Source organism: Microbulbifer mixtoriginis (SeqCode), assembly GCF_052466765.1.
Genome location: NZ_CP174289.1, coordinates 4,294,620 through 4,314,489, shown reverse-complemented (window position 1 = coordinate 4,314,489; position 19,870 = coordinate 4,294,620). Strand labels below are relative to the sequence as shown.

16 protein-coding genes and 1 pseudogene are annotated in these 19,870 nt (G+C 43.5%); 10 read left to right on the top strand and 7 right to left on the bottom strand.

Annotated elements, in window-relative coordinates; all coding sequences use genetic code 11:
• Nucleotides 1-355: 355 nt before the first annotated feature.
• The 8 genes from tkt to ACJJIV_RS18705 all read left to right on the top strand — a co-directional run bounded on the left by tkt (nucleotide 356) and on the right by ACJJIV_RS18705 (nucleotide 10,660).
• Nucleotides 356-2,356, top strand: a complete 2,001-nt coding sequence (gene tkt / locus ACJJIV_RS18740) for a transketolase (protein WP_444889929.1) — start codon at nucleotides 356-358, stop codon at nucleotides 2,354-2,356.
• Nucleotides 2,357-2,740: 384 nt separating this feature from the next.
• The gene (locus tag ACJJIV_RS18735) at nucleotides 2,741-3,250 is read left to right on the top strand and encodes an ester cyclase (protein ID WP_444889928.1); all 510 of its coding nucleotides are present in this window, start codon (nucleotides 2,741-2,743) and stop codon (nucleotides 3,248-3,250) included.
• Nucleotides 3,251-3,478: 228 nt separating this feature from the next.
• On the top strand, nucleotides 3,479-3,793 hold the full coding sequence (locus ACJJIV_RS18730) for a putative quinol monooxygenase (RefSeq protein WP_444889927.1): 315 nt from the start codon (nucleotides 3,479-3,481) through the stop codon (nucleotides 3,791-3,793).
• Nucleotides 3,794-4,171: 378 nt separating this feature from the next.
• A complete protein-coding gene (locus tag ACJJIV_RS18725) occupies nucleotides 4,172-4,981 on the top strand; it encodes an SDR family NAD(P)-dependent oxidoreductase (protein ID WP_444889926.1) in 810 nt (269 codons plus the stop codon).
• 418 nt (nucleotides 4,982-5,399) lie between these two features.
• Nucleotides 5,400-6,425, top strand: a complete 1,026-nt coding sequence (locus ACJJIV_RS18720; protein WP_252082182.1) for a nitrilase-related carbon-nitrogen hydrolase — start codon at nucleotides 5,400-5,402, stop codon at nucleotides 6,423-6,425.
• Between the two features lie 707 nt (nucleotides 6,426-7,132).
• The gene (locus ACJJIV_RS18715) at nucleotides 7,133-7,732 is read left to right on the top strand and encodes a DUF4360 domain-containing protein (RefSeq protein WP_444889925.1); all 600 of its coding nucleotides are present in this window, start codon (nucleotides 7,133-7,135) and stop codon (nucleotides 7,730-7,732) included.
• Between the two features lie 328 nt (nucleotides 7,733-8,060).
• Entirely contained in the window at nucleotides 8,061-10,169 is a 2,109-nt protein-coding gene (locus ACJJIV_RS18710) for a TonB-dependent receptor plug domain-containing protein (protein ID WP_444889924.1), read from the top strand.
• Nucleotides 10,169-10,660, top strand: coding sequence for a TlpA family protein disulfide reductase (locus ACJJIV_RS18705; protein WP_444889923.1), 492 nt, complete (start codon nucleotides 10,169-10,171; stop codon nucleotides 10,658-10,660). The genes ACJJIV_RS18710 and ACJJIV_RS18705 overlap by 1 nt, the downstream gene beginning before the upstream one ends.
• Here the strand turns inward: ACJJIV_RS18705 and ACJJIV_RS18700 are convergent.
• From ACJJIV_RS18700 to ACJJIV_RS18690, 3 genes and pseudogenes are all read right to left on the bottom strand, one after another.
• Nucleotides 10,638-10,969: pseudogene (locus ACJJIV_RS18700) on the bottom strand (IS30 family transposase); the annotation flags it as partial. The gene ACJJIV_RS18705 and the pseudogene ACJJIV_RS18700 overlap by 23 nt on opposite strands.
• A 172-nt stretch (nucleotides 10,970-11,141) precedes the next feature.
• A complete protein-coding gene (locus ACJJIV_RS18695; RefSeq protein ID WP_444889922.1) occupies nucleotides 11,142-11,990 on the bottom strand; it encodes a TolB-like translocation protein in 849 nt (282 codons plus the stop codon).
• Between the two features lie 489 nt (nucleotides 11,991-12,479).
• Entirely contained in the window at nucleotides 12,480-12,899 is a 420-nt protein-coding gene (locus tag ACJJIV_RS18690; RefSeq protein WP_444889921.1) for a DUF2267 domain-containing protein, read from the bottom strand.
• A gap of 233 nt (nucleotides 12,900-13,132) precedes the next feature.
• Between ACJJIV_RS18690 and ACJJIV_RS18685 the strand changes: the two genes are divergently transcribed.
• Nucleotides 13,133-14,530, top strand: a complete 1,398-nt coding sequence (locus tag ACJJIV_RS18685; RefSeq protein WP_444889920.1) for an amidase family protein — start codon at nucleotides 13,133-13,135, stop codon at nucleotides 14,528-14,530.
• A 40-nt stretch (nucleotides 14,531-14,570) separates the two neighbouring features.
• On the opposite strand, the gene ACJJIV_RS18680 is transcribed toward ACJJIV_RS18685, so the two are convergent.
• Together ACJJIV_RS18680 and ACJJIV_RS18675 are read right to left on the bottom strand one after the other, a co-directional pair.
• A complete protein-coding gene (locus tag ACJJIV_RS18680) occupies nucleotides 14,571-15,707 on the bottom strand; it encodes a methyltransferase (protein ID WP_444889919.1) in 1,137 nt (378 codons plus the stop codon).
• An 82-nt stretch (nucleotides 15,708-15,789) separates the two neighbouring features.
• Entirely contained in the window at nucleotides 15,790-16,383 is a 594-nt protein-coding gene (locus tag ACJJIV_RS18675; RefSeq protein WP_444889918.1) for a TetR/AcrR family transcriptional regulator, read from the bottom strand.
• Between the two features lie 853 nt (nucleotides 16,384-17,236).
• Here ACJJIV_RS18675 and csrA point away from each other — a divergent pair.
• Nucleotides 17,237-17,425, top strand: a complete 189-nt coding sequence (gene csrA, locus ACJJIV_RS18670; protein WP_444886612.1) for a carbon storage regulator CsrA — start codon at nucleotides 17,237-17,239, stop codon at nucleotides 17,423-17,425.
• A 265-nt stretch (nucleotides 17,426-17,690) separates the two neighbouring features.
• Here csrA and ACJJIV_RS18665 read toward each other — a convergent pair whose 3' ends face one another.
• Nucleotides 17,691-18,566 (bottom strand): SDR family oxidoreductase, encoded by an 876-nt coding sequence (locus tag ACJJIV_RS18665; RefSeq protein WP_444889917.1) that lies wholly within the window; start codon nucleotides 18,564-18,566, stop codon nucleotides 17,691-17,693.
• A 454-nt stretch (nucleotides 18,567-19,020) separates the two neighbouring features.
• On the bottom strand, nucleotides 19,021-19,848 hold the full coding sequence (locus tag ACJJIV_RS18660; RefSeq protein WP_444889916.1) for an SDR family NAD(P)-dependent oxidoreductase: 828 nt from the start codon (nucleotides 19,846-19,848) through the stop codon (nucleotides 19,021-19,023).
• Between the last annotated feature and the right edge of the window lie 22 nt (nucleotides 19,849-19,870).

Genomic DNA, 19,870 nt, shown 5'->3' with positions numbered 1-19,870 from the left:
CCCCAAGAAATTTAGTAATTATCTCGGTGGTAGAGATATTTCAAGACATGTAATCCATAACAGATCTTTAAAATACAATCCTTATTTCTTTTTATCATGATTATTACAACTCTTTAGATTGTAAGTTTCTTGAAAAACAGGCTATTTTTGTAAAGACGCAAATAACTCCTTATCATCACTAATGCCGCCAAATGCAGGTCAACATCTTTTGCAAAGGCCAACAAATTTCTCATCATTTATGTCATGGAAAATTAAACTGTAAAATTATTATATTACTAGTTTGTCACTTATTAAGTTGGGAATCTCCTTTTGTAAAGGTGATGCTTCGGCTTTCAAAGCACCAGAGTACATTTACATGATCTCCTCTCCTTATAGAAGAAGCATGGCCAATGCCATTCGTGCTTTATCCATGGATGCAGTCCAAAATGCCAATAGCGGACACCCTGGTACACCTATGGGTATGGCAGACGTTGCGGAGGTCTTATGGAACGATTACCTAAAGCACAACCCAGCTAACCCGAATTGGCCTAACCGTGACCGCTTTGTCCTCTCTAATGGGCACGGTTCCATACTGTTGTATGCCCTATTGCACCTTTGCGGCTACGACTTATCAATCGAAGAATTGATGAATTTCTGCCAATTGCACTCCAAGACCCCGGGCCACCCGGAATATGGTTGCACACCTGGTGTTGAGGCCACCACAGGCCCCCTAGGCCAGGGGGTTGCTAATGCCGTAGGTATGGCCCTGGCGGAAAAAGTACTGGCGGCTCAATTTAACCGCCCTGGCTATAAGTTGATCAATCACCACACCTATGTATTTATGGGGGATGGATGCCTGATGGAAGGCATATCCCATGAAGTATGCTCTCTGGCTGGTACTTTAGGCTTGGGCAAGTTGATCGCATTCTATGACGAAAACGGTATTTCTGACGATGGGCAGATTGAAGGTTGGTTTACTGACGATACACCCAAGCGTTTCGAGTCCTACCATTGGCACGTCATCCCTAATGTTGACGGCCATGACGCAATTGCGATTAAAGCAGCAATTGAAAAAGCCCATACATGTTCTGATAAGCCCACCATTATTTGCTGTAAAACCGTGATCGGTTTCGGCTCCCCGAATAAGCAAGGCCGAAAGGAATGCCATGGTCAACCACTCGGGGAGGAGGAAATAGCTCTCGTTCGCAAAACGATTGGTTGGGACCACCCTCCTTTTAAGATCCCTGAAGATATCTATGCATATTGGGATCAAAGGTCTAAAGGTAAAGCATTAGAGAAGGAGTGGAAGAGTCTCTTCGCTAAATACCGTGAGGAGTATCCTGAGATAGCACTCGAGTTTGTGCGTCGTGAGAGTGGAAAACTTCCACCAGATTTCCTGGTAAAAGCCGATAGCTACATTAGGCAATGTCAAAAAGATGCATTAAGAATCCCCTCTCGTAAAGCGAGCCAGAATACACTGAATGTTTACGGGCCTCTGTTGCCCGAACTCCTAGGTGGTTCAGCCGATTTAGCCGGCCCTTGTTTTAGCCTATGGTCCGGTTCTAAAAGGTTGAATGAGAAAGATGCTTCAGGCAACTATATACACTACGGAGTTCGTGAATTTGGTATGAGCGCGATAATGAATGGCATTGCCCTGCACGGAGGTTTTATACCTTATGGTGCTACCTTTTTGGTTTTTATGGAGTATGCTCGAAATGCCGTGCGTATGGCGGCATTAATGAAGCAACAAGTTATATTCGTCTATACCCATGACTCCATCGGTATAGGTGAAAACGGTCCAACTCATCAGCCGGTGGAGCAACTCAGCGCCTTGCGCTCTACACCGAATCTACACACTTGGCGCCCCTGTGATACTACGGAATCAGCGGTAAGCTGGAAGATGGCTATTACACGCAAAGAGGGGCCCACTGCACTAGTATTCAGTCGTCAGGATTTAGCTCCGCAGGAACGAAATACCACGCAGATAGCACAAATTGAAAAAGGTGGTTATGTACTGTCCGACTGCGAAGGCGCTCCTGAGGCAATCATTATTGCGACCGGCTCTGAAGTCGAGCAGGCCATAGCTGCTAAAAGAAAGCTTACTAGCAAGAGAATTCGGGTTGTGTCCATGCCTTGCATAGAAACCTTTTTGGAACAGGAAGAACCGTACCGTGAATCAGTTCTCCCCAGTACTCTCCGCGTCCGGGTGGTAGAAGAGGCTAGTCATAAAGACTATTGGCACAAGTTCGTAGGCTTTGACGGTGAAATCATCGGAATGGATAACTTTGGCAAATCTGCACCCGGCCAGGAAGTCATGCAGTACTTCGAGTTTACAGCTGAGAAAATTATTGAAAGTATCGAGAGGCTGCTGAAGTAATTTAGTATGGAAGTACACCCTTTCTAAAGAAAATACGGTGCCGAGCATTAATAGGGCAAATATTTCATCGAGTCATTGGCCATTAATAGCTCCGCCTTTCAAAGCTATTTTTCATAATTGAAAAAATTAAATCATTTTGTTTTAGTCGCATCAATATCTATTCAGATTATTCCATCCTCCTTTTGGCACTCGCACAATTTTTCTTGTTTGTATTCGTGAAATTTTTATAACCTAACTACCCTACAATGAAGTGGAAGTTGCCAAATTACCTGCTCACGCTACAAATCCCCAAGTTTGCCTCCATACTCTAAAGCTATTTAGGCCCTATCATTTTCACACCTAACCAGCCTATCAGGCAAAAAACTTAACATTGGGAGAATTTAGATGTCCAAGCACCCTTACTCTTTGGCATTAACTGTAACTTTCTTGCTGTTAGGTATTGCCTACAATGCGATTGCCCAATCAAATAACCTTGAAGAAAATAAAAAAACTGCCATGCAGGCAGCCGACCTATGGCACAGTGGGTCAAAGGTCAATCCTGATTCAATTTTGGCACCTAACTATATCAACAACCTAGACTCGGCCACAAATTTGAGTATCGGCTCACAAAAACGAAATTTAAAGGAATTCAAAGCCGAAGTCGCCAAATTTCATACGGCCTTCAAAAATGTAAAACTGATTGATTCAATGCAGGTCGCCGAGGGAGATCTTGTCGCAACCAATGTAAAAGTTAGCGCCAATCACACAGGATCATTTATGGGAGAAACTCCAACAAATAAAACCATCACCTGGGATGCCGTAGAGTTTGTTAAAATCAAGGATGGAAAAATACTAGAAACCTGGGTGACCTGGGACAAATATGGTTTCTTGAAACAGATTGGAGTATTGAAATAGCCATTAGAAATCCCAATATAACAGTGCAGATCAAGTCCCTCCAACAAAATCTGGAGATTTACCAATTGGCTTTCAATTGAATGGATTTAGCTTTCAAGTTCAGCCAAATAACTTGCACAGCAGTCATCGCCGTCTAAATTTAAGTTCAAACTTAGACGGCAAAGATTTCAAAATAATTACAACCACTCAATAACAGCCACATTGAGTTGATTTATCTTGAGACTCCCAATGAAAACAACTGTTTTAGTCTTTGCTTCCTTTTACCCAAAACCCGACAAGGAACAAGCTGTCAAAAATTTGCTCACAGAGATGGTTTCACCATCCAGAGCGGAGCCTGGTAATTTATTGTATGAACTTTGCGAACAGATCGACCAGAAAGATCACAAAATAATCTATAGTCTCATAGAGAAATATATAGATGAAACCGCGCTCAGTGAACACAAATCTTCAGCTCACTACATTAACTACCGAAAGAATATAGAAGATCTATTATCCAGACCTATAAGCGTGGTTGTGCTAAAAAATATTTACCAATCCGACTGAGCTTCTACTCTATGCTCAATAACTCTTGGGTACTTGACCAACTCCCACCTCATAAAGATGACCTACATCTCACGCCTCCTCAGACAGCCTCAGACAGCCTCAGACAGCCTCAGACAGCCTCAGCTTAAACTCCAGCCTGCTATTGACACACACATTAATATTTGCACTCCCTAAAATAGGAAGAACAACAACTTTTAGACCTATAATTAAGCTGATTTAAAATCTTGAACTTTTACCTTAAGACTTGATACCCAAATCATCTACACTGCCATCTTTAACATGAAAGGTTCTCAGCTAATTAAGAAACTGCCAGCAGTTAGGTACTAACTGTAAATTAAAAACCTAACATCACAACATTTACACTGTTAGCGGAGTTCAATGTTGAATCTTGGAATTACGAATAGAGTAGCTATTGTAACTGGCTCCAGCTCAGGAATTGGCTATGCCATTGCCAAAGAGCTTCTTGCCAATGGGGCAAAGGTAGTTCTGGTTGCACGAAACGAAGCACGTCTGCAAAAAGCAGAAAATAAGCTACGTAAAAATTCAAAGTCTGAAGTAACTTCTATCTCAATAGACATAACTCGGGATCATGCTGCACAACAGATAATCAACAAAACCTTAAACACCTTTGGAGCACCAGAGATTCTAGTCAACAATGCTGGGCGCGCCCATGCTGGTGGACTTATGTCCTCAACTGAGGAAGACTGGGAACAAATGACTGCAGTAAAACTCACTTCTATGCGGAGAATGTGCAAAGCTGCCATCCCTTATATGCAGCAAAAAAGCTGGGGAAGAATAGTTAACATGTCATCTATTGGCGGCACCTACCCAAACCCAAAGCTACTCATATCTCATGTCCTAAGTGCAGCAATCAATAATCTATCAAAATCTCTTGCATTAGAGGTTGCACCGTACAATATACTAGTTAACTCGATTGGAGTAGGCGCAATTAAAACGGATAACTGGAAAAATAACATGATCCCATTTATCCGCAGTAATACGCCAGAGTATGCAACACTTACAGATGATGAAATTCTTGTTCGAGTATCGAACGAATGTACGCCTGTAAAACATCCAGGGGAACCAGAAGACATTGCTACTCTGGCGGCCTTCCTTTGTTCTGCGCGTAATAATTTTATCACTGGGGATAGTATTGAGGCATCAGGCGGAGCTGACCGCTTTATGTAGGATTTAGCTTTCTCATTAACTAACATATACAGCGGCTAACCAACAATAATAGCGAGGCCTTTTATCCCTCACATATCAATATGAATAACACTTTTTTCTTCATACAAGATCATAGCTCTGGAAACTATCATAACCTCTGTCACTATCACAAAGTTTAATCTTACCCTCTACCGGACAAACAATCATTAACACCGAGCGCACATAATAACAACCCTATACTAACAAGAACAGATTAGTGATCAAACAAACTGATTTGTCACTGGCATTTATTCGCTTACAAATAAATTCGGACGTCCTTTTACTCAAACTAACAGACAATTAAAATAAACTAAAAACTCATCAAATTATAATTTTCTTCAAGTAACAATAGAGATTTTCTCTTCCAAGAGACCGCCAAATTTTCTCAAGGAGAAATAAAGTGCCGGCTATCAACCCTATTCCAGATGCGATGAGTGTAGTGCTTGTCCAATTTTCGCCTTACCCAGCCTCTGATTCAGAAGGCATCAAACAAAACATAAAGAGAATTGAAGCATATGTTGATCGTGCATCTTTATGCTTCCCGGGCGTGGATTTAATCATTTTTCCTGAATACAGCACTTACGGATTTGGCTTCCATCCATATGCTGAGCATTTAAAACTTGCTACAACCATACCGGGACCTGAAACAGAAGCTTTTGGGAAAATAGCTAAGCAATATGGTGTTTGGCTGTGTGTATCAATTGTCGAGCTTGCACCTGAGCCACATATGAAACCATATAACGCAATGGTCCTGATCAATGGTGATGGTGAGGTCGCTCTTTCCTATCGCAAAATGGTTCCATGGTGTCCTATGGAGCCCTGGAGTCCCGGGCCTGAAATGTCAGTTTGTAATGGTCCAAAAGGGTCGAAACTGGCCATTGCGATTTGCTCAGATTTTGACTACCCAGAAGTGGCACGTGAAGCAGCTTGGAAGGGTGCAAATGTAATTCTAAGACCTGCTAAATATATGTACCCATGGGATCATATTTGGGGGATTACAAATCAAGTGCGGGCTTATGAAAACCAAGCTTATGTAGTAGCGGTCAATCATACTGGAGAAGATAGTTCCTACTCTTATTTTGGTCGCTCAATGGCCTGCGATTATGATGGGAACATCATATGTTCTCTAGATGGCAGTGAAGGTATGACAAAAGTTGACCTTTATCCTCAACTAGCTGAAGAGGCTCGTGATAAGCGGCTATCGAACAACTATCTTTATCAGATTAAACACCGTGGGTATACAGGAATGCCTCCTAAGGGGGCAACTCATAACCCTTTTAGCATATATAGTGACTGGGATAAGATCCCTAAGCGATGGAACCGTGATCCAAGCAAAGAAGCCGAGAAGATCGCGAATAGAGGAAGAAAAATTCTGGCTGAAGCTTCAAAGAAAGAAAACCTTAAATCACCAGATTCAGAGGAGTAGCAGTCTTTGCAGAGTTCTTTCTTAGAACTACCATATTTAATTCTGAAATAATTTGGTTACTTAACTCCCTCTTTAATCAAAGGGGGATCTTACATCCATAAGATCAGCAACTTACTACTGAAATTTCATTGCGAAAGCGGCATCTGAATGTTACCTCAGGCCGAAGCTAAATGATTCAGCGCTGCATTTAATTATTTTAATTACTACTTATAAACTATCCAGTATCGAGTATTTTATCTCATCATCATTAAAACCCTAAAAAATATCACTATCAAAAGGCCCACGTTATAAATCAACTCCCTCACAACAATCCTACAACCCATAATGGGCCATTAAATCACAAATCAAATAACATCAATGAACACCCTGTAGAAACACCATCCATGTAGATATTACAACGCACTCACTCACACATCTTTTTCGCCCCTATAATTAACCACACACAACCTCAGGTAACAACATCAATAACCCTACCGTATTAATAAATTATCATTGAACTCAATCGTGACCCGGCTCACAAACATATTCAAAGCTAAACCACCACCAATGATTACGCCTGCAACCAATTGACATTGCAAATATGAATTTTGCAGTATGAGCCAACTAATTCATTGGGAGACGCCAGCAACAGAACGATTAATTGGGAATTAACACATAGAACTTACAAAGATTAACCGCTCACACTTTTCAAGGAATGGAGAGTATCAATGCTTAATAGAATTCTAGCACTCACACTTTGTTCAATCTTTTCTATCCCCACTTTGGCAAAAACTTTACTAATTGATGGTCAACAAATCGAGATTGGAGAAGTTGCCGTTAATGGTACAGGCTGCCCTGTAGGGTCAGTAACGGCTACGGCAACAGATGATAATAAAAATATCGCGATACTTTTCAGTAAATATAGCTCCGTTACAAATTCTTCAAATCCAATTGCTAGCTCTGATTGTAACTTGGCAATACCTTTAAGTGTAGAACCTGGGTTTTCAGTAGGCATATTAGATATTGATTGGCGGGGTACAGTATTTTCTGCCGATGGATCCCTTATCAATTTCCATAGAGAATACTTTTTTTCTGGCAGTCAAGGCCCGAGCCATGACAATAACTGGAATAGCTCTGGCTTTGAGAACTTTGTCCTCAATGATCGCCCACCATTTGCCTACTATTCCGGGTGCGATGGGGAGGCCCTTATTGCGAGAGCAGATACCGTTGCAACAGTAATCGGTGCCGACAGCCTATTTTCTCTGCGTTCTGCCGATGTTGGAGCACAGTTGCTTTTAAATATCCAAATTATTCCTTGTGATGAATAATTAGAGCAATTGTATTCACTCCCCCCTTAATAAGGTGGGGAGTATTTATTAAAATAAAATTCTTGATTTACATGGCAATATCATTATCTACTTCTTGCTTTCAATAATTGAGCAGCCAACCCAGTCAGCAGATCGTAATTCATACTGATGGCTTTATCTGATATTTCGACCATTTTTCAATTATTGAACAACGAGCTACCTGAACGGCACTAGTCATAGCCCCTCCCCCTCCAATCCTCAAGTCGCAAAAAACTACCACCTTTGCTCACTTGTACCGCAAATGCGAATCATTACCATGTGAGATGAATTCACTTCTGGGGAATCACCCATGTTTCGCAAAAGCTTGATTGCCATCGCCCTCTCCTCAGCAATCCCTGCCTCTTTTGCCAATGACGCGTCTTTCGGACAAAACGCTGTAATGGAGGAGACCCTAGTGATAGGTGTCCGCCAGCGATTATATGAGCGCGGCGCCCTCTTAGACGCCATACAGAAGACTGAAGTCGTAGACGAAAGCCTGATCAAGTCCCAACAAGCGGTAAACCTGACGGATGCCATTGAGAAATCCCCCGGTGTAAGGGTTTCCAATGAGTGTTCTATGTGCGGGGTTAAGCGGGTAATGCTGAATGGTATGCGCGGGGAGCATTCCACCATCCTCACCGACGGCGTTCCCTTACACACGATGATGGCTGGCTACTACGCGGTAGATGCACTGGCCACCACCGGCATCTCACGTATCGAAGTGGCCCGCGGTGCAGGCGCATCACTGCTGGCACCCGAAGCAATCGGCGGAACCATCAATGTGATTTCCAAGGAGATAGAAGAAACTGGCGTCAATATAAATGCCTCCATGGAGGACAACGACAGTTATTTTCTTGGCTTGATGGCAGGGTATCTGAGCGATGATGAACATACCCGCACATCGCTAGTCATCCAGGATGACAAACATCACCAGATGGACAACGATGATAACGGCGCCAGCGAAGCGCCCTTACAGGAAAATACCAGTTACGTGGTGCGTCTCTCGCAAGACCTGGGTGAACGGGACAACCTGATCCTGCGCACGGCCTACATCGACTCCAATATTTTTGGCGGTCCCCAGGGAGACAGCATTGGTTCGGTCTTGCACGGATACGATGGTGTGGAGTCTGACCACTTATTTGTCGACGACGATGTGCGACAGCAATATATCGGTAAACCCTGGGAAACCACTGAATGGATAGCCACCACCCGCAGTGAAATTTCCGGCAGCTGGCTACACGAATTTAACGAGTCCTATAACACTTTGCTGACAGTTGCCTGGTCTGAGCATAAACAGGACTCCTTTTACGAGGGGTTCGACTACAGCGCTACCGACACGCTCAATTACTTCGACATGCGCAACAACCTGATCCTGAATGACCAGCATATGCTGACGTTTGGTGTCGACCTTCGCGATGAATCCATGCGCTCCGACTCTGCTGCAGGGGCGGAAAGCGACAACTACATCGAAGATAGTTTCGACTACCAAACTACCGGCCTTTACCTGCAGGATACCTGGACAGTGTCACCAGATCTTGAGTTGGCACTAGCCATACGCCTGGATAATGCCAAAGCCGATTTCGTCGCCGAGCAAAAACCCGGTACTGAAATCGATGAAACTGTGGTGGCCCCACGTATAGACTTGCGCTACCTGCACGACGATCAATGGACCTCTCGCGTAGCGATGGGGCGAGGCTACCGAGCCCCCCTATCCTTTTTCGAAACGGATCACGGCATCCTGGATGCCGGAGATGGCTTTGCCATCGACATTGAAAGTCTGGAGAAGTCTCTATCTGCAACTTATGCGCTGAGCTTCGAAGGGGAGCGCCTTAACAGTACCCTGTCATTGGCATTTACCGAAGTAGATAACCTCGCGGCATTAAGTGAAACCGAGGACGGGGTACCGCTGCTTAGCCAAATGCAGGAAAGTGCCTCTGTAGGCGCTGCCGACATTACTCTCAGTTATGCGCTGAACGACAATCTATCTATTGGCAGCACTCTGGAGACCTACAATTACGACGATGTTTTCCGGGAGTCCTTTGCCATTGCCCCTGTGGAGCAACGTGCACTATTCAATCTGGATTACAAAGCCGATTACTGGATGCTATACGCTAGCGCCACCTGGGTAGGCGCCCGCGACCTGGATGAATTTGGCTATGAGGGCTTTAACCAATTGGGCGACGTCTCGTTAAAGAGCACAAACGCAGACGCCTATTGGACACTGGATATGAAATTGACCTTTGATGTGAGTGAAAACCTCAGTCTGTACCTGGGCGGCAACAATCTCACGGATTACACCCAGGTCGAGGAAGGGGAAACCCCTCTGTTCTGGGATGCCAGTGGTGCCTATGACGTAGCCTATATCTATGGTCCCCTGCGCGGCCGTGAATTCTACCTGGGCTTCGACTGGAACCTGTAATGCGAGCCTGGCTCTTACTCCTCACACTTCTGTTCGCGCCAACTGGCGCGACTGAAGTTCCCACTTCCCTATTCGATTTTGAATTGCGCAGCCTTGCCGGGCCTGAGCGTATCAACTTGCAGCACTTCAAAGACAAGCCAAGCCTGATGGTACTGGTAGAACCCGACTGCTCCTGGTGCTTTCGTCAGGTTCGAGCACTCAACCGGCTTACACACAAGTGTTCACAACAGTTCCAGCCACTTGCCCTGGGTATTAACGGATCGCGCAAAGCACTATTGGCTGAGTATCGAAAATTGCGCCCGGAATTTCCCATGTTCCAGGCGAATCGAAAACTCCAGCAAGTGCTGGGTGAAACTCCCGGCACCCCCTTCAGTTTTCTAATAGCACCCAATGGCAAGCCACTGCGCCGGCTCAGAGGATATATTCCTGATGAGCAATTGCAGCCCATTCTGGAACAAAGCTTTGGATTTACCTGTAGTAATACTTCTTGATTTCAATTAATAACTGCAATTCCTTATGCTGTAGTAGATCATCTTGCTGTTCCTTAAATAACTCATTCGGTGACCTGTCACCCCGGCTCTCTCTAGGTTTACTATTCAGACGATCCATTACAAATTGAACCTACTCGTCTGTTATTTTATTTAAGTCGGCATCCTTTGGGAAATACTGTCGAATAAGGCCGTTAGTGTTTTCGTTAATCCTCCCCAGGATGAATATAGGTGGGCAAAATATATATCAACCTCTAAATCTTCTGCAATCCTTTCATAACCAGAGAATTCAAGACCATTATCGAATGGTAATTATTTAGCCTTGTCCGTACTAAGAAAGTCAATTAAGTTTGCAGCCAAATTAAAATCAATCTTCATTCGACTTGCGTAGTTAAATGGCCGGATACTTTACCTCTAGAAATAGATAGCTCTCGCAGAAGATTTATTATCTTTGAGCGTCACTCTAGATTTAATACTATAGAATTTATTTGGGCCTTAGAGTCTCTATATACTGCGCATCTACCCACATTATTTCAAAATTCGGGGGGGTACAACGACGACAGTAGAAAAGATATTTTCCATCTGGTGTTACATACCCACCACCATCTTCCCCCTCTGTATTGATTTTATCACCAAAGTTAATAGCTTCACCCCATGAGCCATCCTGCTGGCGAAAGCTGATATACATGTCGCTATCACCATATCCGCCCTCTCTTTCACTATCCCAGATGATGTAAGACTCATCAGGGGCAATAAAGGGGTGAGCAGTCCACTTGCCCGTGTTTATCTGTTGGCCAAAAGGCTTTGGCGTTTCACGCTTACCATCTAACAGTCGTGAATAGCGAAGAATTCCATCGCCGTTTTGACCTACCTCATCAAATACAAAGGTTCCTTTCGCAGAAGCAGTAAGGCGCATAATACGAATGTCTTCAAATTGTGAGCCAAGACTTTTAAGCTCTGACCAACCATTAGCGGTACGCTCTCTATATTGATTTCTAGCATACATCGTTTGACCATCCGGTGAGATGGAGCCGCCCCAGGCCACTTCAGACTCATGCCATCGATTATTCTCAAGCTTGAATACAACTTTCGAGGATTTGCCACTTTGGTGATATCTTCTTGTAACGTAGTACTCTTTCATATCGGGCGTGAAGTAACCGCCCCAGTCACGATACTCTTTCGAAGGCTTAGGGGCGAACAGTTGTGGAGTCAGCCCAGGTGGCTTCTGTCCAAGGTAAGGGCCCTCAAGTACTACAAGGGTATCCTTGCTATAGCTGGTACCACTTAGAGTTAGCAGGGAAAGTAAAATGACTGAAGTAGAACGATGCCTCATGACTTATCCTTATTTGATCAGGGGGTAACTGGCAATCACTGTAATCAACTTGGCTATATAGCGCCTGACGTCCTTGTGAATTTTGCCTGATTCTTATTCTGCTGGCGGCAATCAGCTCACTGCATGTATAAAATATATACAAATACCACCCTCTTAGGCAGGCTTTCAGTTATGGGCGGTGGTAAGCTCAAGAAGCAATAACAATACGGATCAACCTCCATAGACTCCTCAACTGTTTCCAATCCACCATTCTCCCTGTTTCAGGATTTCTATACTTTTTACTTTGTGGCCACCCTCTACTTTAGCTATTTCTTCCTCGTAAAATTTACTCTACTCTTTTGTGTCCTTCTGGCAATTACATCGCCTTATCCAATAGTCATACAGTAGTCATATCCTCTGAATGCAATAAAAATCCATACATCTCACCAAACCGTAAAGCGGACTCAATGTGTATAGACTTTCCCACCCTCCTTATGAGCATCTACCCGCTTAGGGCCGCCAAAATTCAAAGGCCCCATCCGGAAGCTTTAAAAGCAACTCATCAAATACCTCTTCATCCACATGTTTCCGTAAAGCTTTAGCAACATCTTTAATTGCTGTAACTGTTGAAAAATTGTGCTCTCCTCGTAATAACCGCACCTCCCTGGTCATTTCCTCAACACTATCAAAGTCTTTCTTTTCTTCGTTAAAATCCCAGTCGGCCACAAACAAAGATCTCAGGCAAACGGGTAAGACATTGGAAAACGCAATAGCATCGGATGTAGAAATTCGACGGCGGAACACATGAAAAACGCCCTGTGTCATTGTATAGGTAACATGCGTACTCCAAAGCCCAGCTATATCTCGAGCATCAACTAAATATTCAAAAAATTTTTCAGATGCTCTCTCATATTCCAATGGCACAGTCATAATTAGTTTTACTAATCCTGATTAATATTAATTACGATTAACACCTTATATCAAACACTACTGAAGTAGCGTGATTGATGTATTCTATACTTATAATAATCTGATGTTTTTTCCTAACGATTAATCATGTATGGCAACCAAACACGCTGCCTATCATAATTCATAACCTTAAGTGTGCAGGATTATGACTGACATGTACTAAGATTGATTCAAATTTTCATAAAAACCAAACCATGACAACGTCTATACGCCAGCTCTCTGAAATGGTCCGCAAAAGGAAGATCACAGCGACATCCTTAATTGAAGAGGCCTGCGATAATGCGGTGGCCCACTCAGATCTGGATGCTTTTATCTGCCTGGATAGGCAAGGCGCATTACAGAAAGCACAGCGCATTGATAACGAGCTGAAAGAAAGCAGCAATAACTGGCCTCTTGCTGGCATCCCTATCGTTGTCAAAGACAATATCAATGTGAGAGGTTTTCAAACGACTGTGGGCACACCTGGCATGAACTTCCAGGCCAAGACTTCTGCCCCAATAATTGAGAGTCTAGAGAAGGCCGGAGCTATCGTCATTGGCAAAACCAATTTGCACGAACTCGCCTTCGGCGTAACCTCGAATAACGCCGCCTATGGTGCCGTCAGGAATCCTTGGGATAAATCCTGCTTTCCAGGTGGTTCATCCGGGGGAACAGCAGTAGCCATTGCCGCCGGGATCGTATCTGCAGGCCTGGGCACAGATACCGCCGGTTCAATCAGGCTGCCAGCAGCCCTCACAGGAATTGTGGGCTTTCGACCATCCACTGGCTGCCTGAGTACCGAGGGAATAGTGCCCTCTGTACCAGCGTTTGATACCCCTGGCCCCATGGCCGCCAATGTAGAGGATACTGCTTATCTGTTTGAGATATTAAACAGGTCTGCCCTACCCCAGGCAAAGCCACTCAATCAGCTGCGCCTTGGGCTTGCCCACCCGTTATTTGATAATCTCTCACCAGGTGTATACCAAGCTTTTAAAGCTGCGTTACATTCCCTTAGCTCCGCGGGAACCACCCTAATAGAAATCGATTTATCCTCGTTAGTGAGCGCAGTCCTTGATGTTGGGTTTCCTATCGGATTTCATCAAATGAAAACCGCTATGACCCAATTTCTGGCGAGCTACCAGCCTAATACCCAACTGGCTGAGTTGGTTGCAATGATCAAAAGTAATGATGTAAAGGCTGTCTATCAGGAGTCAGTACTCGGCCCTAAGGCACCATCAAATGCCGACTATCAAAACGCTTTAAAGAAGATGCCTGGAGTACGCGACAACTACCTAAAAATCATCCAGCAGCACCAACTAGATGCGATTGTATTCCCAACAGCACCGATCGAAGCTCAATCTATTAGTACTTCATCAAATCAACTTGAACTAAACGGAAAAATACTTCCAACTCTGGACACACTCATACACAACAATGCCACAGCAGCAGTCACCGGTGCTCCCGGAATAAGCATTCCTATTGGGCGAGGCAATAATGGCTTACCGGTAGGTCTGGAACTGGATGGAGTGCCCGGCGCAGACTCAACACTTCTCGCCATAGCAAAGGAAATTGAACTTCAGATACCAGCATTGGTGTCGAATGGCCTGAAGTGAAACTTCAGACCCCATTAGAGATGCCTCAATGACTGGCAGCTCACTTTAACCCTTCTCTTTTCTTTAAAACCATCACTTTAGCGAAAGACCGAACACTGACAGTCTCAACCAAGTAGAAAGGGCTCTGAGCAAATAACTTATTCCATTCACTGACCGTTCGTTCACGCCCTTTTGTTCCCATTAGCATCTGCATATCCATTGCCGCTAAATTGAGATCTGCCCCTTTCTCTGGCAGTACAGCATCAACAATCGCTAAAGTAGTATTACGTTCACCCATCGCCCGATGAATATTCATTAAAAGCTCTTTAGCCCTGGTATCATTCAGCAAGTGAAAAATAGCCACACACAAATAGATGTCCTTATCACTTACTGCATCTGGAAGTGGGTCATTTAGGATATCAGTAGGATAAAAATCTAATCGTTTCCTAACATCATCACCGAGGTGACTATGCCAATACTCTCGCGCAGTCGATTCTACATTGCTCCTGTCAACAACAACTGCAGTCAGGTGTTTGTACGAAGAAAGGATACTGGCACTTTTACTGCCTTTTGCACCGCCCAAATCAATAATTCGATCAAAATTCTTCCAGTTAAAGTCTTGCAGGTATTGTAAACCGGTAAGATGATCAACAGTATCCATTGCATCCGAAAATAGGTCACTAACCTTCGGGTGATCATTCATATAATCAAACATCTCCTTTTCATACACACCTTCAAAAGGCACATTGCCCTCCTTGATATGCCCCTCAAAGTTTGAAAACCATGGCCTACTAAATTCAGGTGAATTATGCATCAGGATCATATTTTTTACGCTGTTGTCGGCGTTAGTACGAAGCGCTCTTGAATTTCTATTATGCGAAAAACATTTTGGTTCCTCTTCTTTAAAAATCCCCATTGCGCATAACATTCTCATCAATCGATAGAGGTACTGTTTATCGGCTTTGCAAGCATCCGCCAACTTATCTATCGAAATGGCTTTATCTTCAATATGATCAGCAACATTAAGACAGGCAACGGCGTATAAACAGCGAGATTGCCAAAATAAAGATCCTATTTGCATCAAACGAAAGGGAACCGGGATCAGGCGATTTGGGATATTACACAAACTATAAACCGCATTGGAAACCCTCTGAAATATCCAATTAGAGACTCTATTTTTTTGCATAGACCCGGGCATAAGAACTCCTCAGAAAAAAATGTCTGATAAAAATATCCAATAAAATAAACATCTCTGTTATTACAAACAGAGACTTGAAAGGTTACATATTTTGTAAACCGGCCTTTAGGATTCGGCCATTAAAATCGGCAAGCTGCTTTAAAAACTCAGGCCCCATTTCCTGGCCCATTTGCTCCTCAAGAACTGGCTTGGCCAGCATGGGCAACATGGCAAGACTGACAAACGCAATCCTGAGCAAATCATATTCAGTGCCAGCGCCCGAAGGTTCAGCGCCCTGAATTTCCGCCAATCTCCTGGTCCCCCGTTGGCGCCCCCGCTCTAAGAGTTGGCGAATAACATTCTTTCCTGGCCCCTCGTTAAGCGCCATAACTTTCAAGATTAGGGCTGGAAACTTGGGATTCTCCTGCATTGTGGCATAGTAGAGGTCGAAGAAGTCACCAAAATCCCAGTCGCCATCGAGGCTCAGCTGCTCAACAGCATTAATCAGGGGGAGTAAGGTTTGACGAATCATATCTTCGTATAAGCCATCCTTACTGCCGAAGTAATATCGAATCATTGATACCGCCACCCCCGCCTTGGCAGCAATTTGGCGAGTGGTAACCCGGTGATACTCATCGTTCAAAAAGCACTCTCGTGCCGCTTCTATCAACCGATTGGCAACATCTGACTCCTGCATATTCCTTACCATCCCCGATTTGTAATGCAATGGAGGCTAACAGGGTATAGCACCACCTTCCATAATGACTGTTGTTCAATATAAGGGGTTTGTACGAACACTGAGCGCTTAACTACCTTAGACCGCTATACAGAGATAACAGGAACAATCTGATTCCTCACATTAGCTCTTAAATGAATAACTAGTCACTCTTTAGCGTGCCCATTCATACAGACAAATTCTAAGTCATTCAGGCTGCTCGCAATGAGGAAATTATTAGCAGCTAGTTAAAACACAAGAATCTATAAAGAATGCGAATTTAGCTTGCGTTTCTTGAGAGAAAAATCAGATATATCTAGAGGAAAAAGAACGAAATATAGGCACAAAAATAATCTTATTGGATTTTATTAAGTTTGTTTTAGTGTCAAAGCTGCGTAGAATTGGTAGATATTTATCGGTATTTTTGGCTGTCACTGTGCGAGTTTAATCGGCACATAGCTCAAGTTTAAAAATCCGAAAAGCTTTCCAAATAATCCATTTACTTATAGGAGAACAGTAGCGTGACATAAGAGTAAGTAAAAGGCGCTGACCCATGGTGCGGGAACACCAGGGGCCAGCTGACCAAATTGATACACAGACTATCAAGATGGCTATATGCATAGTACGCTAGAAACCCGCTCGTCTTCAATAAAGTGGAGTACATTCAGCAGCTTGGAGCGATTCCCCAAGCTCTGGGAGCGTTGCGCCCGCCTTTTCTTCTTCTATGCCTACCGTTCCCGTGCTCCACCTCAAATTTCCTGCAAACACCGCCCTTCAAGCCGCCTTCCCATTACGGAATGCCTAGCCATAACTTGCATATCAGTAGGAAAAGAAAATGTTGATCTTAAAACGCCGGACTGGCGAAAATCTAAGAATTGGAACAAATGTCTCTATCACAGTATTGGAGGTTAAGGGTAATCAAGTAAAGATAGGAATACATGCCCCCAAATTCCTACCTGTGCATCGTGAAGAAATTTATATACGCATTCAAGAGGAAAGAAAATTGATAAACCGAAGTGGCTGAGAGCCTACGTCTCCAATAGGAAAGGCCCACTAAGGGCCTAAAATTCTCTATATGGGTATGGCTCTGAAAACTTCGCAATATAAGCGTCTATATTATCCCTCTCCCTCATGCTCCATATACTAACTATAGTTAACTTCCATTGAGAAAATGTTACTTTCGGGCCAATCAAAAAAACGTACTCAAGAATTTTTGATAGGTACATTTACAAAAAGGCACCTTTATACCTGTGAAAGTATGCAGAGTGCCCACTAATATCATAAGCCGTTTAGTACTTTTTAAGCTGGAATAAATTACCCATTTCGTATGCTGAATATATTTCCTGCATTGCCTCTTCGGTAACTTGATTGATCTTTTCTATCGTAGGGTTCAATCCTGTACCATCAACAGTTGTTCGAAACGGTCGACTTGAAGGCTCTGTATTCAGTAAGTTCAGAACCGCATCTGCAACCAATTGTGGGCTGGGGGCATTCTCTGATTCATGGCCCTTCTCTGTACCAGCCCACATTTGCTCCGGGGCATATGCATATTCACCATAACTCGCAGCCACTTCTTTGTCACTTGCTCTTAACAGGTTTGAGCCAAAATCGGTTCCAAATCCGCCGGGTTGAACAATCAAAGATTGAATACCAAATTGCGCCAGCTCTACGCGATAATTCTCTGCCATTCCTTCTACCGCATGTTTGGTGGCATTATAAGAACCAAGGAAAGGTAATACGAACTTACCTAAAATGCTTGATATCTGAATAAGAGTTCCACTGCTGCGCTGTTTCATCTGCGGCAACACTGCACGTATTAAACGTTGAACGCCAAAAACATTGATATCAAAAACCTTTTTAAAGTCCTCGATGGTAAAGCTTTCCTGCCACCCGAGCGTACCGACTCCCGCGTTATTAATTAAGATATCAATTGGGCCGACTTCTTTAGTTGCTTGAGCAATACCCTTGGCGACGCTCTCATCATCGGTTACATCAATATCGACGACAACGATACCTTTAGTAATAAGCTCATTAGCTACAGAAGCATTGCGGCCACTTGGGTCTCGCATGGTGCCGATGACTTTGTAGCCATTATTTGCAAGTGTATTGGCAATTAGATAACCAAAACCACTATTTGAACCAGTAATAAGCGCTGTTTGAGTCATGATTGTCTCCTTAAATTTTGCATCACATCAACTGGTGTAAAGATTAAGACTTGCACGTGCATTAATGAAATTGATTTAATGCATATAGCAATGAATAAAAATAATAGCCACAAAACCAGTACGCAAAAGGCTTCATAAGCCACCCCTATTGATCAGATATTCAATCAGGGGGTTTTGAAAAAAATTAAGAGCAAAGGCCTTCAGCACTAAGATCCGCACTGGTTATCTATCAGATTTTGCATCTAGTTTTTAGTGGAAAAATAGCTAAACACAACGTACAGAATAAAAAGCCATAAGATATTTTGAATAAGCAGTCTAAGGAATTAAGACCTTAAAAACTGTCATCTAGCACCATACAGGTATAGAACTTAAACAATTACAAAATTGAGTTAAGCCCTACCTGCACACCATTTAGATAACTCTAGTTATTTTTTCCACAAGGAAAAATGTATTCTCATTGTTTACCCATCTCCGCCTCAAATGCCTCACGGTAGTCGGGATGCCAACGAGAGAGTGGCGGACGATTGTTAATAATATCCCCTATCGCCCAGCTCATGCGTTTAACATCAGTTTCACGATCTACGTCATTATCCGGGCAAAGAATGTAAAAATCACCACGCTCGACGCTCTCCAGCATAAAATCGACCACTTGATCCGCAGTCCATGCGCCATCTGGTTTACTAGGGCTACCAATCATACCCGTGTAAGTGAAACCAGGAATTAACAAGTGAGATGAGACCTGGCTTCCAGGTGTATTTCGAATAGAGTGCTGTAACGCCTCCGCAGTAGCTTTTACCGCAGCCTTACTGACGTTGTAAGCCGGATTTCCCGGTGGAGTTGTAATTCCCTGCTTAGATCCGGTCGTAACGATAACAGATGGGCTATTTTGACTGATCATTTCGGGGGCAAATGCATGAATACAATGAATCACACCCCAAAGGTTTGTGTTGATAATCTTATTCCAACCATCTAAATTCTCCCAACTTCCATTTTTAACAGCAGTTCCTGCGTTATTAAAAAGAAAGTCGATACGACCGAATTCTTGTTTAACTTGATCTTTGAGCGCTAGTACCGAGCTAAAATCACTCACATCGGTTTCTACTATTAAAGTATCATTTGGTAGAGCGCGCTTAGCTTCTTCCAGTTTTTCTTTGTTAACATCTGCTAAACAAATCTTCATCCCTCTTTTTGATAGGGCCTTTGCTGCCGCAAAACCTATTCCGCTGGCACCACCAGTAATAACTGCAACATTATTCGGCTGAAAGATAGTAGATGTGCTCATTGGGATTCCTGGATTATCGTCA